The 17,306-nt window shown below is 68.1% G+C and carries 14 protein-coding genes; 8 read left to right on the top strand and 6 right to left on the bottom strand.

Annotation, left to right across the window (positions count from 1 at the left end; translation table 11 throughout):
- Positions 1-35 precede the first annotated feature (35 nt).
- From WS61_RS14145 to proC, 5 genes are all read left to right on the top strand, one after another.
- Positions 36-1,529, top strand: coding sequence for an FAD-linked oxidase C-terminal domain-containing protein (locus WS61_RS14145; protein WP_059501029.1), 1,494 nt, complete (start codon positions 36-38; stop codon positions 1,527-1,529).
- A 185-nt stretch (positions 1,530-1,714) separates the two neighbouring features.
- On the top strand, positions 1,715-2,803 hold the full coding sequence (glcE, locus tag WS61_RS14140; RefSeq protein WP_059501028.1) for a glycolate oxidase subunit GlcE: 1,089 nt from the start codon (positions 1,715-1,717) through the stop codon (positions 2,801-2,803).
- A gap of 7 nt (positions 2,804-2,810) precedes the next feature.
- Complete coding sequence (gene glcF / locus WS61_RS14135; protein ID WP_034206459.1) at positions 2,811-4,037, top strand: glycolate oxidase subunit GlcF; 1,227 nt, start codon at positions 2,811-2,813, stop codon at positions 4,035-4,037.
- 128 nt (positions 4,038-4,165) lie between these two features.
- A complete protein-coding gene (locus WS61_RS14130; protein ID WP_059501027.1) occupies positions 4,166-4,864 on the top strand; it encodes a YggS family pyridoxal phosphate-dependent enzyme in 699 nt (232 codons plus the stop codon).
- 53 nt (positions 4,865-4,917) lie between these two features.
- The gene (proC, locus tag WS61_RS14125; RefSeq protein WP_059501026.1) at positions 4,918-5,730 is read left to right on the top strand and encodes a pyrroline-5-carboxylate reductase; all 813 of its coding nucleotides are present in this window, start codon (positions 4,918-4,920) and stop codon (positions 5,728-5,730) included.
- Between the two features lie 110 nt (positions 5,731-5,840).
- On the opposite strand, the gene ubiA is transcribed toward proC, so the two are convergent.
- From ubiA to recG, 6 genes are all read right to left on the bottom strand, one after another.
- Positions 5,841-6,704 carry a 4-hydroxybenzoate octaprenyltransferase gene (gene ubiA / locus WS61_RS14120; protein WP_059501025.1) on the bottom strand — a complete coding sequence of 288 codons (864 nt, stop codon included), beginning with the start codon at positions 6,702-6,704 and terminating at the stop codon, positions 5,841-5,843.
- A gap of 206 nt (positions 6,705-6,910) precedes the next feature.
- Positions 6,911-7,399: a non-specific DNA-binding protein DpsA gene (gene dpsA / locus WS61_RS14115; protein WP_034206455.1), complete on the bottom strand. Its 489-nt coding sequence runs from the start codon at positions 7,397-7,399 to the stop codon at positions 6,911-6,913.
- 120 nt (positions 7,400-7,519) lie between these two features.
- The gene (locus tag WS61_RS35200) at positions 7,520-7,681 is read right to left on the bottom strand and encodes a hypothetical protein (RefSeq protein ID WP_179949682.1); all 162 of its coding nucleotides are present in this window, start codon (positions 7,679-7,681) and stop codon (positions 7,520-7,522) included.
- Positions 7,682-7,805: 124 nt separating this feature from the next.
- Positions 7,806-9,992, bottom strand: a complete 2,187-nt coding sequence (katG, locus tag WS61_RS14105) for a catalase/peroxidase HPI (RefSeq protein WP_059501023.1) — start codon at positions 9,990-9,992, stop codon at positions 7,806-7,808.
- Positions 9,993-10,616: 624 nt separating this feature from the next.
- Positions 10,617-11,576: a LysR substrate-binding domain-containing protein gene (locus WS61_RS14100; RefSeq protein ID WP_006754461.1), complete on the bottom strand. Its 960-nt coding sequence runs from the start codon at positions 11,574-11,576 to the stop codon at positions 10,617-10,619.
- Positions 11,577-11,702: 126 nt separating this feature from the next.
- A complete protein-coding gene (recG, locus tag WS61_RS14095) occupies positions 11,703-14,012 on the bottom strand; it encodes an ATP-dependent DNA helicase RecG (protein ID WP_059501022.1) in 2,310 nt (769 codons plus the stop codon).
- A 167-nt stretch (positions 14,013-14,179) separates the two neighbouring features.
- Between recG and queA the strand changes: the two genes are divergently transcribed.
- The 3 genes from queA (at position 14,180) to yajC (ending at position 17,223) form a co-directional block, all read left to right on the top strand.
- Entirely contained in the window at positions 14,180-15,247 is a 1,068-nt protein-coding gene (gene queA / locus WS61_RS14090; protein WP_059501021.1) for a tRNA preQ1(34) S-adenosylmethionine ribosyltransferase-isomerase QueA, read from the top strand.
- Positions 15,248-15,435: 188 nt separating this feature from the next.
- Positions 15,436-16,641 carry a tRNA guanosine(34) transglycosylase Tgt gene (tgt, locus tag WS61_RS14085; protein WP_059501020.1) on the top strand — a complete coding sequence of 402 codons (1,206 nt, stop codon included), beginning with the start codon at positions 15,436-15,438 and terminating at the stop codon, positions 16,639-16,641.
- A 258-nt stretch (positions 16,642-16,899) separates the two neighbouring features.
- On the top strand, positions 16,900-17,223 hold the full coding sequence (yajC, locus tag WS61_RS14080) for a preprotein translocase subunit YajC (protein WP_006476868.1): 324 nt from the start codon (positions 16,900-16,902) through the stop codon (positions 17,221-17,223).
- The last annotated feature ends 83 nt before the right edge of the window (positions 17,224-17,306 follow it).

Below are 17,306 nucleotides of genomic sequence, written 5' to 3'. Positions count from 1 at the left end.
GGCGGCGCGGCACCGCGCCCCACGCAGGAGACCTCATGAACGCTCCCGTCGAACTGTCGAGCGCCGCACGCGCGCAGCGCCAGCGTGAAGTCGTGCAGGCGCTGATGACCGTGCTGCCGACGCACTGCCTGCTGTACCGCGACGAGGACACGGCGCCGTACGAATGCGACGGCCTGTCCGCGTACCGCCGGCTGCCGCTCGCGGTCGCGTTGCCCGAGACGGAGTCGCAGGTGCAGCGGATCGTGCAGATCTGCCGCCGCATGGAAGTGCCGATCGTGCCGCGCGGCGCCGGCACCAGCCTGTCGGGCGGCGCGCTGCCGATCGCGCTCGGCGTCGTGCTGTCGCTCGCGCGCTTCACGCGCATCGTCGAAGTCGACCCGTACGCGCGCACGGCGACCGTGCAACCCGGCGTGCGCAACCTCGCGATCTCGGAAGCGGCCGCGCCGTACGGCCTGTATTACGCGCCCGATCCGTCGTCGCAGATCGCCTGCACGATCGGCGGCAACGTCGCGGAAAATTCCGGCGGCGTCCACTGCCTGAAATACGGGCTGACCGTGCACAACGTGATGCGCGTGCGCGCGGTGACGATCGACGGCGAGATCGTCGAATTCGGCTCGCTCGCGCTCGACATGCCGGGCCTCGACCTGCTCGCCGTGATGATCGGCAGCGAAGGGATGTTCGCGATCGTCACCGAGGTCACGGTGCGACTGATCCCGAAGCCGCAGACCGCGCAGCTCGTGATGGCGAGTTTCGACGACGTCGTCAAGGGCGGCGAGGCCGTCGCGGCGATCATCGCGTCGGGCATCATCCCGGCCGGGCTCGAGATGATGGACAAGCCGGCGACGCAAGCCGTCGAGGCGTTCACGCACGCGGGCTACGACCTCGACGCGAAGGCGATCCTCTTGTGCGAATCGGACGGCACGCCCGAAGAAGTCGCCGAGGAGATCGTGCGGATGACGGCCGTGCTGCGCGAACACGGCGCGACGCGCATCCAGGTGTCGCGCAACGAAAGCGAGCGGCTGCGCTTCTGGTCCGGCCGCAAGAACGCGTTCCCGGCCGCCGGCCGTATTTCCGCCGATTACTACTGCATGGACGGCACCGTGCCGCGCCGCGCGATCGGCCCGCTGCTCGCGCGCATCGAACAGCTCGAAACGCGCTACGGGCTGCGCTGCATCAACGTGTTCCATGCGGGCGACGGCAACATGCATCCGTTGATCCTGTACAACGCGAACGATCCGGACGAGTTGCACCGCGCCGAGCAGTTCGGCGCGGAGATCCTCGAATGCTGCGTGGAATTCGGCGGCAGCGTGACGGGCGAGCACGGCGTCGGTATCGAAAAGCTCAATTCGATGTGCGTGCAGTTCTCGCCGCAGGAGCGCGACGCGTTCTTCGCGGTCAAGCGCGCATTCGACCCGGCCGGGCTGCTGAACCCGGACAAGGGCATCCCGACCCGCGCGCGCTGCGCCGAATACGGGCGCCAGCACGTGCGCGGCGGGCTGCTGCCCCACCCCGACCTGCCGCGCTTCTGAGCGGCGCGCGCGGGTCGCGGCTTGCACCGGCGGCCGCGCCGCGCGGGTCTGCCGTGCCCGCGCGGCGCGTTCGCGTGCCGGCCCCCGCATGCCGGAAGCGGGACGGGGCTTAGGGATAGTCGCGATGTGGAATCGCGCCACCCCGGTACAATCGACCGGACAACGAGACGAGAAAGCAACGGAACATGGAAGAGGACGACATCGTCGCCGGATGGGCCGAGCGCATCCGCGCCGCCAGTGCCGACGGCCGGCCGCTGCGGATTCGCGGCGGCGGCACCAAGGACTGGTACGGCCAGGCGCTCGAGGGCGAAATACTCGACACGCGCGCGTTTCAGGGCGTCGTGTCGTACGACCCGGCCGAACTCGTCGTCACGGTCCGCGCGGGCACGCCGCTCGCGCAACTTGAAACCGTCCTCGCCGAGCGCGGCCAGATGCTGCCGTTCGAGCCGCCGCACTTCGGCCGTTCGGCCACCGTCGGCGGCTGCGTCGCCGCCGGCCTCGCGGGCCCGCGCCGCGCCACCTGCGGCGCACCGCGCGATTTCGTGCTCGGCACCACGCTGATGAACGGTCGCGGCGAAAGGCTGCGCTTCGGCGGCCAGGTCGTGAAGAACGTCGCCGGCTACGACGTGTCGCGGCTGATGGCCGGCGCGCTCGGCACGCTCGGGCTGATGCTCGACCTGTCGATCAAGGTGCTGCCGATACCTGTCGCCGAAGTCACGCTCAAATTCGAGATGACCGCGACCGACGCGGTGCGCAAGCTCAACGAATGGGGCGGCCATCCGCTGCCGGTCAGCGCGAGCGCGTGGCGCAACGGCACGCTCGTGCTGCGCCTGTCGGGCGCGGAAGCTGCCGTGAAATCCGCGAAAACGCTGCTCGGCGGCGAAGTCGTCGACGCGGTCGAGGCCGAGCGCTTCTGGTCCGGCCTGCGCGAGCATACCGATCCGTTCTTCAACGGCATCCCGCCCGGCTACGCGCTGTGGCGCCTGTCGCTGCCGTCGATCACCGAACCGATGCACCTGCCCGGCACCCAGTTGATGGAATGGGGCGGCGCGCAGCGCTGGTGGATCACCGACGCCGACGCGCAAACCGTGCGCATGAGCGCGAAGCAGGCCGGCGGCCATGCGACGCTGTTCCGCGCGGGCGACACCTACGACCGCAGCGCGGGCGTGTTCACGCCGCTGCCCGCGCCGATGATGAAGATCCACCGCGGGCTGAAGAGCGCGTTCGATCCCGCGCGCATCTTCAATCGCGGCCGGCTCTACCCAGACCTCTGAGGGATCGATGCAAACGAACCTCGCCGATTTCATCCGCAATACGCCCGACGGCGACGAGGCCGACGCGATCCTGCGCAAGTGCGTGCACTGCGGGTTCTGCACCGCGACCTGCCCGACCTATCAACTGCTCGGCGACGAACTCGACGGCCCGCGCGGACGCATCTACCTAATCAAGCAGATGGTCGAAGGCGCGCCCGTCACGCGCAGCACGCAACAGCATCTCGACCGCTGCCTCACCTGCCGCAGCTGCGAGACGACCTGCCCGTCCGGCGTGCAGTACGGCCGGCTCGTCGAGATCGGGCGCAAGCACGTGGAGGCGCAGGTGGAACGCCCCGCGCAGCAGCGGCTCATGCGCCGCGTGCTCGCGAGCGTCGTGCCGAACGCCGCGCTGTTCTCGCCGGCGATGCGGCTCGGCCAGCACGTGCGGCCGCTGCTGCCGAAGCGACTGCGCGACAAGGTGCCGCCGCGCACGCGGCTGCTCGAATGGCCGCACCGCACGCATACGCGCAAGATGCTGATGCTCGGCGGCTGCGTGCAGCCGTCGATGCTGCCGAACATCAACATCGCGACCGCGCGCGTGCTCGACGCGCTCGGCATCGAGACGGTCGTCTCGCCCGACGCGGGCTGCTGCGGCGCGATCCGCCTGCACCTGAACTATCACGACGAAGCGCTCGACGACGCGCGCCGCAACATCGACGCGTGGTGGCCCCACGTCGAACAGGGCGCCGAGGCGATCGTGATGAATGCGTCGGGCTGCGGCGCGACGGTGCTCGAATACGCGCACCTGCTGCGCGACGATCCGGCCTACGCGGAGAAAGCGCAGCGCATCGTGTCGCTGACGCGCGACATCTCCGACGTGCTGCTCGCGTTCGAGGCCGAACTCGCGACGATCGCCCGGCGCCGTGCGATCCATACGGTCGCATACCACCCGCCGTGCACGCTGCAGCACGGGCAGCAGTCGCGCGGCAAGGTCGAGCGCCTGCTCGAGACGCTCGGCATCGACGTGCGGCTGCCGGCCGACAGCCATCTGTGCTGCGGCTCGGCCGGTACCTACTCGCTGACGCAGCCGTCGCTGTCGTACCGGTTGCGCAAGCAGAAGCTGCTGAAGCTGCAGGCGCTCGAACCGCAGATGATCGTATCCGGCAACATCGGCTGCATCGCACACCTGCAAAGCGGCACGCAGGTGCCGGTCGCCCACTGGATCCAGCTCGTCGAGCATTTGCTGTACGGCTAGTGCCTGTTCACGCGTAACGGGCGGGCGCGCGGCGTCCGTATAATGAGCGGATCGATGCGCCGCGGATCGCGGCGCATCGGCTTCATGCCCGTTTCCGCGCTGCCTGCGTGCCTGCTTCCGTGCCCGTCATGTCCGATCTCGCCGCCCGTCTCGACTCCGTTCACCGCCGCATCGCCGACGCCGCCCGCGCGGCCGGCCGCGATCCCGCCACCGTATCGCTGCTCGCCGTGTCGAAGACGTTTCCGGCCGACGACGTGCGCGCCGCGCATGCGGCCGGGCAGCACGCCTTCGGCGAGAACTACGTGCAGGAGTCGCTCGACAAGATCGACGCGCTCGCCGACTTGCGCGCGAGCCTCGAATGGCATTTCATCGGGCCGCTGCAATCGAACAAGACGCGCCCCGTCGCCGAGCGCTTCGACTGGGTCCATTCGGTCGACCGGCTGAAGATCGCGCAGCGCCTGTCGGAACAGCGCCCCGCGCACCTGCCGCCGCTCAACGTGTGCGTGCAGGTAAACATCAGCGGCGAGGCGTCGAAGAGCGGCGTCGCGCCGGCCGACGTGGCCGAGGTCGCGCGTGCGGTCGCCGCGCTGCCGTCGCTGCGGCTGCGCGGCCTGATGGCGATTCCCGAACCGGCCGGCGACACCGACGCGCAGCGCGCGCCGCATCGCGCGCTGCGCGCGTTGTTCGACGCATTGCGCGCCGACGGCCTGCCGCTCGACACGCTGTCGATGGGCATGTCCGCCGATCTCGACGCGGCCGTGCTCGAAGGCGCGACGATCGTGCGCGTCGGCACCGCGATCTTCGGCGCGCGCGATTACGCGCGCTGAACGCCGCGCTCTTTTCCGCCTTTCCGTTCACTCACTCGCTCATTCCCGACATCATGAAAATCGCATTCATCGGCGGCGGCAACATGGCCGCGGCCCTGATCGGCGGCCTGATCAAGCGCGGCGTCGCCGCGGACGGCCTGTATGCCATCGACATCAACGAAGACGTCCGCGCGCGCACCGCGCAGCAATTCGGCGTGCGCACCGGCGCGGCCGTCGACGCAACGCTCGCCGATTACGACGCGATCGTGCTCGCGGTGAAGCCGCAGGTGCTGAAGGACGTCGCGCAGGCGCTCGCGCCGCACCTGAAGTTGCAACTCGTGATCAGCATCGCGGCCGGCATCCGCGGCACGGATCTCGCCCGCTGGCTCGGCGGCTACGCGCGCGTCGTGCGCACGATGCCGAACACGCCGGCGCTGGTCGGCATGGGCGTGACGGGCCTCGCCGCGCTGCCGGGCGTCGACGCGGCGGGCCGCGAACTCGCATCGAGCGTGCTCGGCGCGGTCGGCGAGATCGTGTGGTTCGACGATGAATCGCAGCTCGACGCGGTCACGGCGATTTCGGGCAGCGGCCCCGCGTACGTGTTCTATTTCATCGAAGCGCTGCAGGAAGCCGCGCGCCGTCTCGGCATGAACGACGAACAGGGTCGCGCGCTCGCGGTCGCGACGTTCGCGGGCGCCGCGCAACTGGCCGCGCAATCGGGCGAGCCGGCGAGCGTGCTGCGCGAACGCGTGACGTCGAAGGGCGGCACGACGGCCGCCGCGCTCGCGGCATTCGACGCACAGGGCGTGAAGGAAGCGATCGTGCGCGGCGCGCTCGCGGCCGAAGCGCGTGCGAAGGAAATGGGCGACGAGCTCGGCCGCGCGTAAGCGCGACAGCGGCGCCGGTTTGCGCCGGCGCCGGACGTAAAAAAAAGCGACCGTCGGGTCGCTTTTTTCGTTGGCGCCGCCCGCAAAGGCGCGATATGTCGGGGTGTCGTTCAGCGAGCGGCCAGCAGGTAATGCGCGGCGATGCCCGCGAACAGCACGCCGCCCAGCCAGTTGTTGTGGCGGAACGCCGCGAAGCACGGCATCCGTTCGCGACCCTTGATCAGCGTGTAGTGATACAGCGCGCAGCCGACCGCCGCCGCCCAGCCGGCCCAGTACGCGATGCCGAAGCCGAGCGTCACGCCGATCCACACGTAGATGCCGAGCGTCACCGCGTAGCACGCCATCACGGCCGCGACGTCGAAGCGGCCGAACGTCAGCGCGGACGTGCGGATGCCGATCTTGATGTCGTCGTCGCGATCGACCATCGCATATTCGGTGTCGTACGCGACCGACCAGAAGATGTTCGCGACCAGCATCACCCACGCCAGCACCGGCACCGTGTCCTGCACGGCCGCGAACGCCATCGGGATGCCGAAGCCGAACGCGATGCCGAGATACGCCTGCGGAATCGCGAAGAAGCGCTTCATGAACGGATAGGAGCCGGCGACGAACAGCGCGACGACCGACAATTCTTTCGTCAGCGTATTGAGCGGCAGGATCAGCAGGAATGCGACGAACGACAGCCCGACCGCGATCGCGACGGCCTCCCATGCCCGGATCTTGCCCGACGTCAGCGGCCGGTCGGCCGTGCGCTTCACGTGGCGGTCGAAATCGCGGTCGGCGTAATCGTTGATCGCGCAGCCGGCCGAGCGCATCAGCAGCGTGCCGAGCGTGAAGATCACGAGCAGCGGCCAGCGCGGATGGCCGTCCGATGCGATCCACAACGCGTTGAGCGTCGGCCACAGCAGCAGCAGGCTGCCGATCGGCTTGTCCATCCGGACGAGCCGCAGATACAGGGGAAAGCGGGCAAGCATGGCGAAGCACCAGGAAGAGAATCCCGGCATTTTAGAGCCGAGCGGCGCTGCGCGTCATGTCGGCGCGACCCTCGGCCGGCGGTCGCGGCGGGCCGGCCGGCCGCCGCGGCCCGCTGCGCACGGCCGTGCGGCGGCGGGCATCGATCCAGGGACGGATTCGGAGCCGGCCCGCCCGGGCCCGCCCCGACTCCCCGGCAGCGCTGGGCTTACGCGAGCAACGACCGCAGCATCCATGCGGTCTTTTCATGCGTCTGCAGGCGCTGCGTGAGCAAATCGGCGGTCGGCTCGTCGCTCGCCGCGTCGGCGATCGGGAAGATTTCGCGTGCGGTGCGCACGACCGTCTCGTGCCCTTCGACGAGCTGGCGGATCATCTCCTCGGCGGCCGGCACGCCCTTCGCTTCGGGCACCGACGACAGTTTCGCGAAATCGCCGAACGTGCCGGGCGCGACGACGCCCAGCGTGCGAATGCGCTCGGCGACGGAGTCGACCGCGAGCCATAGTTCGTTGTACTGCTCCTCGAACATCAGGTGCAGCGTGTTGAACATCGGTCCGGTCACGTTCCAGTGGAAATTGTGGGTCTTCAGGTACAGCGAAAACGTATCGGCGAGCAAGCGCGACAGGCCCTCCGCGATGTTCTTGCGGTCCTTGTCGCTGATGCCGATGTTGATCTGCGTGGCGTTGCCTTTCTTGGCCATCTTCGGGACTCCTCATTCGAAATGTTGAACCGGCGAAAATGCATCGGGCAATCCGCATGCCGCCTCGCGCGGCATCCGTTCGCGACTCGCCAGTCTAGCGTCGCGAATCCGTGGCCGCCCTCAACCGCCGGCGGCCGACACGACCGGCGCGAGCGCGTGCAGCGCCTGCGAGGCCAGCTCCGCCGCTCCGCCGACGACGATCGCGAAGCCGACGACGTAGCGCGCCAGCTCCACCGGCGATCGCAGAATGGGCGCCGCGGCGGCGCGCATGTCGAGCATCATTTGCGTCATGATCGTCACTCCTTTGGCAAGACAAGACATCGTTCAGGGAAGAAACGGCCGGTAGCCGGACCGGCCGTTTCACGTTACTGCATCACCGCATCACCGCGTCGGGATGCGGCCGGGTTCACGCGAGGTCGAAGCGGTCGAGGCTCATCACCTTGTTCCAGGCCGCGACGAAATCGCGCACGAACTTCTCCTTCGCGTCCGCGCTGCCGTACACCTCGGCCAGCGCACGCAGTTGCGCATGCGAACCGAAGATCAGGTCGACGCGCGTGCCCGTCCACTTGAGCGCGCCCGTCGCGCGATCGCGCCCTTCGAACACGTCGTTCGCGGCCGACACCGGCTTCCATTCCGTGCCCATGTCGAGCAGGTTCACGAAGAAGTCGTTCGTCAGCGTTTCCGGACGATCGGTGAACACGCCATGCTTCGCATCGCCGGCATTCGCACCGAGCACGCGCAGGCCGCCGACGAGCACCGTCATCTCCGGTGCGCTCAGCGTCAGCAACTGGGCCTTGTCGACCAGCAGCGCCTCGGCCGGCGTCTTGTACGCGTGCTTCAGGAAGTTGCGGAAACCGTCGGCGAGCGGCTCGAGCACGGCCATCGCGTCGACGTCGGTTTCTTCCTGCGACGCGTCCATCCGGCCCGGTGCGAACGGCACGGTGACCGCGATACCCGCATTCTTCGCGGCCTGCTCGACGCCGGCCGCACCGGCCAGCACGATCAGGTCGGCCAGCGACACCTTCTTGCCGTCCGTCTGCGCGTCGTTGAACGCCTTCTGCACGCCTTCGAGCGTTTCGAGCACCGCCGCGAGTTCGGCCGGGCGGTTCACTTCCCAGTCCTTCTGCGGCGCGAGGCGGATGCGTGCACCGTTCGCGCCGCCGCGCTTGTCCGAACCGCGGAACGTCGATGCGGACGCCCACGCGGTCGACACGAGCTGCGACACGCTCAGCCCCGTCGCCAGCACCTTCGCCTTCAGCGCGGCGACGTCGGCGGCGTCGATCAGCGGGTGATCGACGGCCGGGATCGGATCCTGCCACAGCAGGTGTTCCGCCGGTACTTCCGGGCCGAGATAACGGGCGCGCGGGCCCATGTCGCGGTGCGTGAGCTTGAACCACGCGCGTGCGAACGCGTCGGCGAATTCGGCCGGGTTCTCGTAGAAGCGGCGCGAGATCTTTTCGTAGGCCGGGTCGAAACGCAGCGACAGGTCGGTCGTCAGCATCGTCGGACGATGCTTCTTCGACGCGTCGTACGCGTCCGGAATGATCTCGTCGGCATCCTTCGCGACCCACTGGTGTGCGCCGGCCGGGCTCTTCGTGAGCTCCCATTCGTAGCTGAACAGGTGCTTGAAGAAGTCGTTGCTCCACTTCGTCGGCGTCGACGTCCACGTGACTTCGAGACCGCTCGTGATCGTGTCCTTGCCCTTGCCCGTGCCGAACGTGCTCTTCCAGCCGAGGCCCTGCTCTTCGAGGCCCGCGGCTTCCGGCTCCGGACCGACGTTGGAGGCCGGGCCGGCGCCGTGCGTCTTGCCGAACGTGTGGCCGCCCGCGATCAGCGCGACCGTTTCCTCGTCGTTCATCGCCATCCGCGCGAACGTCTCGCGGATGTCGTGCGCGGCGGCGACCGGGTCGGGGTTGCCGTCCGGGCCTTCCGGGTTCACGTAGATCAGGCCCATCTGCACCGCGGCAAGCGGGCTTTCGAGTTCGCGCTTGCCCGTGTAGCGGCTGTTCGGGCCGCCGCTCAGTTCCAGCCAGATCTTTTCCGAGCCCCAGTAGACGTCGTCCGGCTCCCACGTATCGACGCGGCCGCCGGCATAGCCGAACGTCTTGAAGCCCATCGATTCGAGCGCGACGTTGCCGGTCAGGATCAGCAGGTCGGCCCACGAGATGTTGCGGCCGTACTTCTGCTTGATCGGCCACAGCAGGCGGCGCGCCTTGTCGAGGCTCACGTTGTCCGGCCAGCTGTTGAGCGGCGCGAAGCGCTGCTGCCCGCCGCCCGCGCCGCCGCGGCCGTCGGCCGTGCGGTACGTGCCGGCGCTATGCCATGCCATGCGCACGAACAGGCCGCCGTAGTGGCCGAAGTCGGCCGGCCACCAGTCCTGCGACGTCGTCATCAGCGCGTGCAGGTCCTGCTTCACCGCGGCGAGATCCAGCTTCTTGAACGCCTCGGCGTAGTCGAAATCGTCGTCCATCGGATCGGACAGCGCCGAATGCCGATGCAGGACGTCGAGGTTCAGCCGGTTCGGCCACCAGTCCTTGTTCGTCGTGCCGCTGCCTGCGGTGTGGTTGAACGGGCACTTCGTTTCGTTCGACATGCTTTTTTCTCCTTCACTGGCTCGTAGGCCCCCACGTGCCGGGCGCGGTTCGTGGAGCGTTGCGGGGGGTAAGAAACGGAACAGGCGGGTCCTCCTGTCGTACTACGGGATGTCGTGCGCGGCCCTGGACACGCGTTCCCGTTGCCGTGCGCCGCAGGCGGGGCACTCGGGGAAGCGGCTGCCGGCAGTCGTCGTACCGACGACGCGGGCGGCTTTTCGGATATCGGACATGCGATGCTCCCTCAAGGCTCGACGGCAGGTGATTCGGGGGAACACTGGACCGGCGTGCGGCGGCACTCATCCGCCATACACACGGTCCGCCAGGTACGCGAACGCAATCGGGCGCAGGCCGCGAACCGCCGCCCTGGCGCGATGTACGACCGTGTCGCGCGACGGGATGTTCCGCTGCGCGTGCTTCAATACCGACCGCATCATGACATCCTCCTTTGACGCTTGCATCCAACGTGCATCTCGCACGTCGGCTCGACATCGATCCATGTAGAGGATTCTATCTATATCTATCAATTATTTGAATTTGATAAATTTCATCTATGTAATAGGGAAAAATAAACGGGGTCGTACGACCCCGTTCATCACGCTGCCACACACGCCTGCATCGGCGCGTCAGTTCATCGTGGCCGGCATGTCGAGCTTCGCGACACCCGGCAGCTCGCAAGCGGCAATCGCGTCGCTGATCGCGTCGATCGCCGGCATCCGCGTGAAGCTCTTGCGCCACACGAGCACCACGCGGCGGTCGGGCACCGGTTCGTTGAACGGTACGTACGACAGCAGCTCGGCATCGGGGCCGTTCGCGCGCGGGCCGATCTCGGCGACCGACATCCGCGGCAGCACGGTGATGCCGACGCCACTCGCGACCATGTGGCGAATGGTTTCGAGCGACGAGCCCTCGAACGTCTTCTGGATGCCGTCGGCCGTTTGCGAGAAGCGCATCAGTTCCGGACACACGCCGAGCACGTGATCGCGGAAGCAGTGGCCGTTGCCGAGCAGCAGCATGGTTTCCTGCTTCAGATCCTCGGCGTCGATTTCGTCGCGCTTCTCCCATGGATGGCCGGCCGGCAGCGCGACGACGAACGGCTCGTCGTACAGCGGCCGCACCATCAGGCCGGTTTCGGGGAACGGCAGCGCCATGATCGCGGCGTCGATCTCGCCCTGCTTCAGCAGTTCGAGCAGCTTCAGCGTGTAGTTCTCCTGCAGCATCAGCGGCATCTGCGGGACACGCTGGATCATCTGCTTGACGAGCGTCGGCAGCAGGTACGGCCCGATCGTGTAGATCACGCCGAGGCGGAACGGGCCGACGAGCGGGTCCTTGCCCTGCTTCGCGATCTCCTTGATCGCGAAGGTCTGCTCGAGCACGCGCTGCGCCTGGGTGACGATCTGGTCGCCGATCGGCGTCACGCTCACTTCGCTCGCGCCGCGCTCGAAAATCTGCACGTTGAGCTCGTCTTCGAGCTTCTTGATCGCCACCGACAGGGTCGGCTGGCTCACGAAGCACGCTTCGGCCGCGCGACCGAAATGCCGCTCGCGCGCGACCGCGACGATGTACTTCAATTCAGTCAGGGTCATTGTGGGTCAATCAGAGATATACAGGCGATAGGTTTAATTTATACACCCTCTTACCCAGGTTCGCCAAGTTTCTCTGCATCGCGATGCGTCGAGTGGCGGCTTTCGATCCGGCCCCAAGCCGGTCGATCAGGCCTTCAGGTATTGCTCGCGCGCGCCGAGCCAGCGCGCGAGATGCTGCGTGACGACCTCCGGATACGCGGCAATCAGCCGCGCCGCGGCCTCGCGGGCGGGATCGATCAGCCAGCCGTCGGTCTCGAGGTTCGCAAAACGCAGCATCGCCGCACCCGACTGGCGCGCGCCGAGGAATTCGCCGGGGCCGCGGATTTCGAGGTCGCGCCGCGCGATCTCGAAACCGTCGGTCGTCTCGCGCATCGTCTTCAGCCGCTCGCGGCCGGCGATCGACAGCGGCCCGGTGTACAGCAGCACGCACACCGACGCCGCGGTGCCGCGCCCGACACGGCCGCGCAACTGGTGCAGCTGCGCCAGGCCGAACCGTTCCGCGTGCTCGATCACCATCAGCGAGGCGTTCGGCACGTCGACGCCGACTTCGATCACGGTCGTCGCGACCAGCAATTGCACTTCGTTGCGCGTGAACGCTTCCATCACGGCCGCCTTGTCGGCCGGCGACAGGCGGCCGTGCACGAGGCCGACCTTCAACTCGGGGAGCGCCGCGGCCAGCGTCTCGTAGGTTTCGACGGCCGTCTGCAGCTGCAGCGTCTCGCTCTCCTCGATCAGCGGGCACACCCAGTACACCTGGCGCCCGGTCAGCGCGGCCTCGCGCACGCGGGCGATCACTTCGTCGCGCCGCGCGTCGCCGACGAGGCGCGTCAGCACGGGCGTGCGGCCGGGCGGCAACTCGTCGATCGTCGATACCTCGAGGTCCGCGTAGTACGTCATCGCGAGCGTGCGCGGAATCGGCGTGGCCGACATCATCAGTTGGTGCGGCTGAAAGTCGCGCGCGCCGTTGGCGGCATTCGCGGCCTTCGCGCGCAACGCGAGACGCTGCTCGACGCCGAAGCGGTGCTGCTCGTCGACGATCACGAGGCCGAGCCGCGCGAATTCGACCGTGTCCTGGATGATCGCGTGCGTGCCGATCACGAGCTGCGCGGTGCCGAGCGCGGCGGCCTCGATCGCCGCGCGTTTCTCTTTCGCCTTCAGGCTGCCCGCGAGCCATGCGACCGTGACGCCGAGCGGCTCGAGCCATGCACGCAGCTTGCGCGCGTGCTGTTCCGCGAGGATTTCGGTCGGCGCCATCAGCGCGGCCTGGTAGCCGGCGTCGATCGCCTGCGTGGCGGCCAGCGCCGCGACGACCGTCTTGCCGCTGCCGACGTCGCCCTGCAGCAGACGCTGCATCGGATGCGCGAGCGTGAGGTCGTGCGCGATCTCGTCGACGACGCGCGCCTGCGCGCCGGTCAACGTGAACGGCAGCGCCGCGTAAAGGCGCGTGGTCAACGCATCGGCATCGGTCGCGGCGCGGCGCGGCATCGCGGGCGCGGCGCGCGTGCGGCGCTCCTCGTGCGCCCGCTTGAGCGACAGCTGCTGCGCGAGCAGCTCCTCGAACTTGATGCGCGTCCATGCCGGATGCGAGCCGTCCATCAGCGCGGCTTCGTCGGAATCGACGCCCGGGTGGTGCAGGATGCGCACGGCCTGCGCGAGCGTCGGCACGCCGAGCGGCTTCAGGTAATCGCGCTCGATCTCGGGCGGCAGCAGTTCGGGCAGCGGCGTGCGCTCGACCGCGTTCTCGATCGCCTTGCGCAGATACGCCTGCGACACGCCGGCCGTGCTCGGGTAGACGGGCGTGAGCACCTGCGGCAGCGGCGCATCGGCTTCGACGACGCGCACGGCCGGATGCACCATCTCCATCCCGAAGAAGCCGCCGCGCACGTCGCCGCGCACGCGCAGCCGCTGGCCGACGGCCATCTGCTTGACCTGCGAGCCGTAGAAATTCAGGAACCGCAGCACGAGCTGCTCGCCGTCGTCGTCCCGGATCTTCACGACGAGCTGGCGGCGCGGCCGGTACGCGACCTCGTTGTCGAACACGACGCCTTCGGTCTGCGCGATGCCGCCCGGCAGCAGTTCGCCGATCGGCGTGAGCGTGGTTTCGTCCTCGTAGCGCATCGGCAGATGCAGCACGAGATCGATCGAGCGCGTGAGGCCGAGCTTCGCGAGCTTGTCGGCGGTTTTCACCGGCTTGTCGGCGGCCGGCTTCTTCTTGCGCTTCGCATCGGCCGCCCCTGCTTCGTCGCCGGCGGCGCCGTCGGCCTCGGGCGCGGCCGCCGCGGGCTGCGCAAGCCGCCCGTCGGCGCCGCGCTTCGGGCCGGCGCGGCGCGCGCCGGAGCCCGATGCGGACGGCGCGGACGAGGCGGCATCGTCCGCGTCGAACGGATCGGCGGAATCGGCAACGGCAGCGGGGGAACGGCGTGGTGACACAGGCATCGGATCGTCTGGGTGCTTCGCAAGGCAAGTACAATAGCGGCTTTCACGTCGTCCGAACGAACGACGCCGGCCAGGCCGCGCATCCCGTCATCATAGCGGCTCGCGCGCCCCGATTACGCGTTTGCGCGCTGTCGGCCACGCCCGCCGGCCGCTTCGAACCAACCCGCATGTTCACGCTTTCCGATTTCGATTTCAATCTGCCGCCCGAGCTGATTGCACAAACCGCGCTGCCCGATCGCACCGCGAGCCGCCTGCTCGAGGTCGACCGCGGCGTCGAGCCCGCACGCCTCGTCGACCGCCATTTCGCCGAGCTGCCGTCGTGCATCGCGCCCGGCGACCTGCTCGTGTTCAACGATACCAAGGTACTGAAGGCGCGGTTCTTCGGCCAGAAGGCCAGCGGCGGCAAGATCGAGGTGCTGATCGAGCGCGTGACGGGCACGCACACCGCGCTCGCGCAGATCCGCGCGAGCAAGTCGCCGGGCGCCGGCACGACGCTGCGCCTGGCCGATGCGTTCGACGTGACGGTCGGCGAGCGCGTCGAGCCGTTCTTCACGCTGCACTTCCCCGCCCCGTGCCTCGACCTGATCGAGCAGTACGGCCGCCTGCCGCTGCCGCCGTATATCGAGCACGATCCCGACGCAACCGACGAAACGCGCTACCAGACCGTCTACGCGAGCAACCCGGGCGCGGTCGCCGCGCCGACGGCCGGGCTGCACTTCGACCAGCCGCTGCTGGAGAAGCTCGACGCGATGGGCGTCGAGCGCGCGACGCTGACGCTGCACGTCGGCGCCGGCACGTTCCAGCCGGTGCGCGTCGAGAACATCGCCGAGCACAAGATGCACAGCGAGTGGTACGACCTGCCGCAGTCGCTCGTCGAGAAGATCGCCGCGACCCGCGCGCGCGGCGGCAACGTGATCGCGGTGGGCACGACGTCGATGCGCGCGCTCGAAGCCGCCGCGCGCTCGGCCGACGAAGCGGGCCGCCCGCTCGCGGCGACGCAGGCCGAAACCGACATCTTCATCACGCCCGGCTACCGTTTCCGCGTGGTCGACCGGCTCGTCACGAACTTCCACCTGCCGAAATCGACGCTGCTGATGCTGGTGTCCGCGTTCGCGGGCGTCGAGACGATCCGCGCCGCTTACCGGCACGCGATCGCCGAACGCTACCGCTTCTTCAGCTACGGCGACGCGATGCTGCTCACGCGGCGCGACACGCCGGAGGCGCCGCGCGCGTGAAGCGCGGCGGGGCGGCGGGCGCGACGGCCCGCACGCCACGCACTGCGCGGCCGCCGTTGCATCGCAGTGCCCGTATTCCCGCTGCGCGCGTCACGCTTTTGCGCGCACCCGCTTTTCCCCGCCGCCGGTTTCCCGGCGGCGTTTCCAACATGCGCCGGACTGTTTTCCGGTAGCAAGGAGCACTCACGATGACCGAAGGTTCATCCCACGATACGCACGCGAGCCACAACACGCCCGCTCGCGTGCAGAGCCGCCCGGCGAACGGGCTCGAATTCGAACTGCTGACGACCGACGGCCACGCGCGCCGCGGCCGCGTGAAGCTCAACCACGGCACGGTCGAGACGCCGATCTTCATGCCAGTGGGCACGTACGGCACCGTGAAGGCGATCCAGCCGCGCGAGCTGCACGAAATCAAGGCCCAGATCATCCTCGGCAACACGTTCCACCTGTGGCTGCGCCCGGGCCTCGATACGATCGACGCGCACGGCGGCCTGCACGGCTTCATGGGCTGGAACAAGCCGATCCTGACCGACTCGGGCGGCTTCCAGGTGTTCTCGCTCGGCGACCTGCGCAAGATCACCGAGGACGGCGTCACGTTCGCGTCGCCGATCAACGGCGACAAGCTGTTCCTGTCGCCGGAAGTGTCGATGCAGATCCAGAAGGTGCTGAACTCGGACATCGTGATGCAGTTCGACGAATGCACGCCGTACGCGACCAACGGCGTGCCGACCACGCACAAGGAAGCGGCCGACTCGATGCGCATGTCGTTGCGCTGGGCGAAGCGCTCGCTCGACGAATTCGACCGGCTCGGCAACCCGAACGCGCTGTTCGGGATCGTGCAGGGCGGGATGTTCGAGGACTTGCGCGACGAATCGCTCGCGGGCCTGTCCGAACTCGGCTTCCACGGCCTCGCGATCGGCGGGCTGTCGGTGGGCGAGCCGAAAGAGGACATGATGCGCGTGCTGCGCCACGTCGGCCCGAAGCTGCCGGCGAACAAGCCGCACTACCTGATGGGCGTCGGCACGCCGGAGGACCTCGTCGAAGGCGTCGCGAACGGCGTCGATATGTTCGATTGCGTGATGCCGACCCGCAACGCGCGCAACGGCTGGCTCTTCACGCGCTTCGGCGACGTCAAGATCCGCAACGCGACGCACAAGAACTCGCTGAAGCCGCTCGATGCGAGCTGCACGTGCTACACGTGCCAGAATTTCTCGCGCGGCTACCTGCATCACCTGCACCGGGTCGGCGAAATCCTCGGCGCGCAGCTCAACACGATCCACAACCTGCACTACTACCTGCAGCTGATGAGCGAGATCCGCGACGCGATCGAAACCCATACGTTCGACGCGTTCCGGCAGCGCTTCGCGGAGGATCGCGCGAGAGGGGTCGACTGACCGGCCGGCGGGCGGCCTGCCCCATAGGACACGACCTGAAAGAAAACCGTACCCAATGGGACACGCACTAAAAAACCCCGGTCCACCCGCCGGACCGAGCCATCAAACATTACAATTGCCTTTCCAAGCAAGCCGCAACGGTATCGGTTCGCGCTTTAACAGCTTGATCCGAAAGCGCATTTGCCGCGCCGTTTGCGCATGGGGCCGGTGGTAGAATAACCGGCTTATTTTTCGATCTTCCCCTACGGAGAGACCAACGTGCCGTTCATTTCCAATGCCTTCGCGCAAGGTGCCGGTGGCGCCGAATCGAGCCTGATGAGCTTCCTGCCGCTCATCCTGATGTTCGCGGTGCTGTACTTCATCATGATCCGTCCGCAGATGAAGCGCCAGAAGGAACACCGCAACATGCTCGCGGCCATGGCGAAGGGCGACGAAGTCGTCACGAGCGGCGGCCTCGTCGGCAAGGTGACGAAGGTCACCGAAGGCTACATCGGCGTCGAAATCGCCGAAGGCACCGAAATCACCGTGCAGAAGGCTGCCGTCACGACCATTCTGCCGAAGGGCACGATCAAGTCGCTGTAAGGCTTATACCGAGCGTCCGGCCCCCCGCGCCGTGCCCGCCTGAGAGAGCGGGCCGCCGCGGCGCCGGACGCGACGCTTTCACG

The organism is Burkholderia sp. ABCPW 11, from assembly GCF_001523445.1.
GTDB lineage: Bacteria > Pseudomonadota > Gammaproteobacteria > Burkholderiales > Burkholderiaceae > Burkholderia.
This window is presented reverse-complemented; position numbering and strand designations above follow the sequence as displayed.

What these genes read in the sequence shown, in the direction of transcription:
- glcF (WP_034206459.1), top strand. Translation starts at nt 2,811, where the DNA reads ATGCAAACGAACCTCGCCGATTTCATCCGCAATACGCCCGACGGCGAC.
- recG (WP_059501022.1), bottom strand. Translation starts at nt 14,012, where the DNA reads ATGCCTGTGTCACCACGCCGTTCCCCCGCTGCCGTTGCCGATTCCGCC.
- queA (WP_059501021.1), top strand. Translation starts at nt 14,180, where the DNA reads ATGTTCACGCTTTCCGATTTCGATTTCAATCTGCCGCCCGAGCTGATT.
- tgt (WP_059501020.1), top strand. Translation starts at nt 15,436, where the DNA reads ATGACCGAAGGTTCATCCCACGATACGCACGCGAGCCACAACACGCCC.
- WS61_RS14100 (WP_006754461.1), bottom strand. Translation starts at nt 11,576, where the DNA reads ATGACCCTGACTGAATTGAAGTACATCGTCGCGGTCGCGCGCGAGCGG.
- ubiA (WP_059501025.1), bottom strand. Translation starts at nt 6,704, where the DNA reads ATGCTTGCCCGCTTTCCCCTGTATCTGCGGCTCGTCCGGATGGACAAG.
- proC (WP_059501026.1), top strand. Translation starts at nt 4,918, where the DNA reads ATGAAAATCGCATTCATCGGCGGCGGCAACATGGCCGCGGCCCTGATC.
- WS61_RS35200 (WP_179949682.1), bottom strand. Translation starts at nt 7,681, where the DNA reads ATGATGCTCGACATGCGCGCCGCCGCGGCGCCCATTCTGCGATCGCCG.
- WS61_RS14145 (WP_059501029.1), top strand. Translation starts at nt 36, where the DNA reads ATGAACGCTCCCGTCGAACTGTCGAGCGCCGCACGCGCGCAGCGCCAG.
- dpsA (WP_034206455.1), bottom strand. Translation starts at nt 7,399, where the DNA reads ATGGCCAAGAAAGGCAACGCCACGCAGATCAACATCGGCATCAGCGAC.
- glcE (WP_059501028.1), top strand. Translation starts at nt 1,715, where the DNA reads ATGGAAGAGGACGACATCGTCGCCGGATGGGCCGAGCGCATCCGCGCC.
- katG (WP_059501023.1), bottom strand. Translation starts at nt 9,992, where the DNA reads ATGTCGAACGAAACGAAGTGCCCGTTCAACCACACCGCAGGCAGCGGC.
- WS61_RS14130 (WP_059501027.1), top strand. Translation starts at nt 4,166, where the DNA reads ATGTCCGATCTCGCCGCCCGTCTCGACTCCGTTCACCGCCGCATCGCC.